Here is a 3,970-nt window from a genome sequence, read left to right on the forward strand (position 1 = left end):
ATCGGCGCGGCGCGCCCTGGCGCGGGCGGCCGTCGCCGCGCGGCGGTCCGGCGGGTCCTGGCAGGCGGCGGGGGTCGCGCGGGGCCGTCACGCCGCCGCCCCGGGAGCGGCCTTTGCGCAGGCGGTCCTGGCGCGGGCAGAGGGTCGCGTCACCGTGTCACCTACCGAGGGGCGGGGGTGGAGTTCGCGGACGGGGCGGCGCCGGGCGCGGTGGTCGTCGGGGTGCCGTCGGCGGCCGGCGACGCCGAGGGCGCCGGGGATGCCTCGGCGTCGTCGGACACCGCGCCAGGCGATGCCGCCGTGGGCCCGGGGGCGGAGGCCTGAGCCGAGGGCGACGCGGCGGGCAGCGACGGCAGGGGCGCCCCGGGGGCGCGGTACACCGTGGGACCGCCGGAGGCGGCGGGGGCGGGCGCGCCGCTGACGCTGCCGTCCGGGTTCAGAAACGCCGGACTGCCGCCCGGCACCATCCCGAGCTCCCGGGCCCGCCGCTCAAGCGCGTCCGGCGCGGAGAGCCGGTCCACTTCCTGCTGCAGCGCCTGCCGCTCGTCGGAGAGCTCGTCGGTCTGCTTCTCCAGCCTGCTGAGCTCGAAGGACCCTTGGTTGAGGGAGGAGTTGAGCAGCAGCAATGCGATCAGCCCGGACCCCAGCAACACCACGACCAGCAACACAAACGGCGTCCGCCGCGCCACCCGCGGCCCCCCAGCCATCACCGTGTCCCCCTGTCCCCGTCCACGACGCGTTCGTTTCTCCGCCCGCGCCGCGAGGCCACAGGTACCGCCCCGGCGACGGCGTGCGCGTCGCTCACGGTGCGACCTCCTCGCGGATGCGCTCCGCGCCCCTCAGGCGGGCGGGGGCGGCACGGCGGTTCTCGGCGATTTCTTCTTCCGTGGGGAGCTCCGCGCCGCGGGTGAGCAGCTTGAGGCGGGGCTGGTAGCGCTCGGGGACGACCGGCAGGCCGGGGGGTGCGGTGGTCTCCGCGCCGGCTCCGAGCACGTGCTTGACCAGGCGGTCCTCGAGCGAGTGGTAGGAGAGGACGGCGATCCGGCCGCCGACCGCGAGGGTCGCGACCGCGGCCGGGATCGCCCGTTCCAGGACCGTGAGCTCGCCGTTGACCTCGATCCGCAGCGCCTGGAAGGTGCGCTTGGCGGGGTTGCCGCCGGTGCGCTTGGCGGCCTGCGGCAGGGCTTCACGGATCAGGTCGACCAGTCGGGCGCTGTTGCGGAAGGGCTCCTTCGCGCGCTCGCGCACCACCGCGTCCACGATCTTCCTGGCGAACTTCTCCTCGCCGTACGTCCGCAGGATCCGCACCAGTTCGCCCGGCGGGTAGGTGTTGAGCACCTCGGCCGCGCTGATCCCGGTCGTCTGGTCCATCCGCATGTCCAGCGGCGCGTCCTGCGCGTACGCGAAACCCCGCTCGGCCTCGTCCAGTTGCATGGACGACACGCCGAGGTCGAAGAGGACCCCCTGGACGCGCGGGGTGCCGAGCCGGGCCAGGACCTCGGGGAGCTCGTCGTAGACGGCGTGTACGAGGGTCGCCCGGTCGCCGTAAGGGGCCAGCCGCGCGCCGGAGAGTTCGAGCGCCGCCGGGTCACGGTCCAGGGCGACCAGCCTGGCCTCGGGGAAGGTGCGCAGCAGCGCCTCGCTGTGGCCGCCGAGGCCCAGGGTGCAGTCCACCACGACCGCTCCGGGCCGCTCCAGGGCGGGGGCGAGCATGTCCAGGCAGCGCTGGAGCATGACGGGGACGTGGAGAGCGTTGCTGCTCATGCGCTGCTCGTGCGCCCTTCTGAGGGTCGGGCGAGGAAGGCACGCACCGCTGGGTCCCCACCCGCTCGGAAGGGGAAGTGACCTACTGGCGCCGGGGAAGTGACGTCAGGCGGCCGGAGCGGGAGGAGGCCGAGTGGTACGTACGCACCGCGCTCACGCGAAATTCCGGGATCCTTGGGGAGCGTCGGGCCTCCCACTTCGCGCCACTTTAGTCCACTCGTCCCTTCGGTCAACCAACCGGCCAGCGTGCCCGTCGCGGGTGTCAAAACACGTCGAGCGAGCGCGCGTGCGCGCTCGAGGCACGGGCGCCACCCGTGTGGGGTCTCTCACACGGAAGGCCGCACGCCTGTCGATACACCCGTTTGCCCTATCTAAAGAAAAGACAAAATCCCCTGGTGGAAGGTAGTGTCCCAGTCATGTCGATATCCGCGCCGCAGCCGCTGCCCCGCCCCTCCGACAGTGCGGCCAGCACCGACAGCGCCGCCCGCACGGGAGGTACGGTCACCGATCGCCTCGTAGAGGCCAACCACCATTACGCCGCCGAGTTCCAGGACCCCGGTATGGACGCGCGCCCCGTGCTGCGCGTCGCCGTGGTCGCCTGCATGGACGCGCGTCTCGACCTGCACGAGGCGCTCGGCCTGGACCTGGGCGACTGCCACACCATCCGCAACGCGGGCGGTGTGGTCACCGACGACGTCATCCGTTCCCTGACCATCAGCCAGCGCGCGCTGGGCACCCGCAGCATCGTGCTCATCCACCACACGGGCTGCGGCCTGCTGAATCTGACCGAGGACTTCCGGCACGACCTGGAGGCCGAGGTCGGCCAGCGGCCGTCGTGGGCGGTCGAGGCGTTCAAGGACCTCGACACCGACGTACGCCAGTCGATGCAGCGGGTGCGGACTTCCCCGTTCCTGCTCCACAAGGATGATGTGCGCGGCTTCGTCTTCGACGTGACGACGGGTCTGCTGCGCGAGGTGACGCCACGCGGGTGAGCCCATTTTAACTCCCCAAAACCCTCCAGTCCCGACAAATCACTCCGGGTTATCCACAGCCGAGTGACGAGATGAGGCCGGGACCGCAAGAATGCGTATGTGACATCGCCCCCCGCGGTCTGCGGGGGGCTGATGTCAGCGTGTTGCGGTGGGCCGGTCCGTTCCGAGGGCATCGGCCCGAGATCGGGCCGAGGAGGGCCGGGTGACGACCTATGACGAGCGAGCGAGCCTCAGCGATCTGACCACCACAGCGGAGCGGATCCGCAGGTCGGTGGAGGGTGTGATCGAGGGCAAGCCCGAGGTCGTGCGGCTTTCGCTGACCGTACTGCTCGCTGAGGGACATCTACTGCTGGAGGATGTCCCGGGCGTGGGAAAGACCATGCTTGCCAAGGCGCTCGCGAAGTCCATCGACTGCTCGGTGCGCCGTATCCAGTTCACGCCGGACCTGCTGCCGTCGGATATCACCGGCGTGAGCGTGTACGACCAGCAGCAGAAGGATTTCGAGTTCAAGCCGGGTGCGATCTTTTCCCAGATCGTCATCGGCGACGAGATCAACCGGGCCTCGCCCAAGACCCAGTCGGCGCTGCTGGAGTCGATGGAGGAGCGGCAGGTCACCATCGACGGGCAGACCTACGAGCTGCCGACCCCCTTCATGGTCGTGGCCACGCAGAACCCGATCGAGATGGAGGGCACGTACCCGCTGCCCGAGGCGCAGCGCGACCGCTTCATGGCGCGCGTGTCGATCGGCTATCCGAGCCCGCAGGCCGAGCTCCAGATGCTGGACGTCCATGGCGGTGTCTCCCCGCTGGACGATCTGCAGCCGGTGGCCCACGCCCATGAGATCGTCAAGCTCATCGAGGCGGTCCGCGAGGTCCATGTGGCCGAGGCGGTCCGGCGGTATACGGTCGACCTGGTCTCCGCCACGCGGAACCACCCCGATCTGCGGCTGGGCGCGTCCCCTCGGGCGACGCTGCATCTGCTGCGGGCGGCGAAGGCGGCCGCAGCGCTGACCGGGCGGGACTTCGCCCTGCCCGACGATGTGCAGTCGCTCGCGGTGGCCGTGCTGGCCCACCGGCTGCTGCCGACCGCGCAGGCCCAGCTGAACCGGCGCACCGCGGAGCAGGTGGTCGCGGACATACTGCAGCGCACCCCGGTGCCCAGCGCGGCCCCGCGCGGCGCGGGCCAGCAGGTGCCGCCCGGCGCGGCCCCCATGC

Annotated in this window: 4 protein-coding genes; 2 read left to right on the top strand and 2 right to left on the bottom strand. The window is 71.6% G+C overall.

Annotated elements, in window-relative coordinates:
- Positions 1 to 161: 161 nt before the first annotated feature.
- Positions 162 to 707: an FtsB family cell division protein gene (locus ACWDSL_RS52340; protein WP_450496711.1), complete on the bottom strand. Its 546-nt coding sequence runs from the start codon at positions 705 to 707 to the stop codon at positions 162 to 164.
- Positions 708 to 801: 94 nt separating this feature from the next.
- Positions 802 to 1,764: a 16S rRNA (cytosine(1402)-N(4))-methyltransferase RsmH gene (rsmH, locus tag ACWDSL_RS52345; RefSeq protein WP_450496713.1), complete on the bottom strand. Its 963-nt coding sequence runs from the start codon at positions 1,762 to 1,764 to the stop codon at positions 802 to 804.
- A 416-nt stretch (positions 1,765 to 2,180) separates the two neighbouring features.
- On the opposite strand from rsmH, the gene ACWDSL_RS52350 reads away from it, so the two are divergent.
- Together ACWDSL_RS52350 and ACWDSL_RS52355 are read left to right on the top strand one after the other, a co-directional pair.
- Positions 2,181 to 2,756: a beta-class carbonic anhydrase gene (locus ACWDSL_RS52350; RefSeq protein WP_450496715.1), complete on the top strand. Its 576-nt coding sequence runs from the start codon at positions 2,181 to 2,183 to the stop codon at positions 2,754 to 2,756.
- Between the two features lie 202 nt (positions 2,757 to 2,958).
- Positions 2,959 to 3,970: AAA family ATPase (locus ACWDSL_RS52355; RefSeq protein ID WP_450496716.1), on the top strand; the 1,012-nt coding region annotated here is incomplete at its 3' end.

Source organism: Streptomyces sp. NPDC000941, assembly GCF_053599555.1.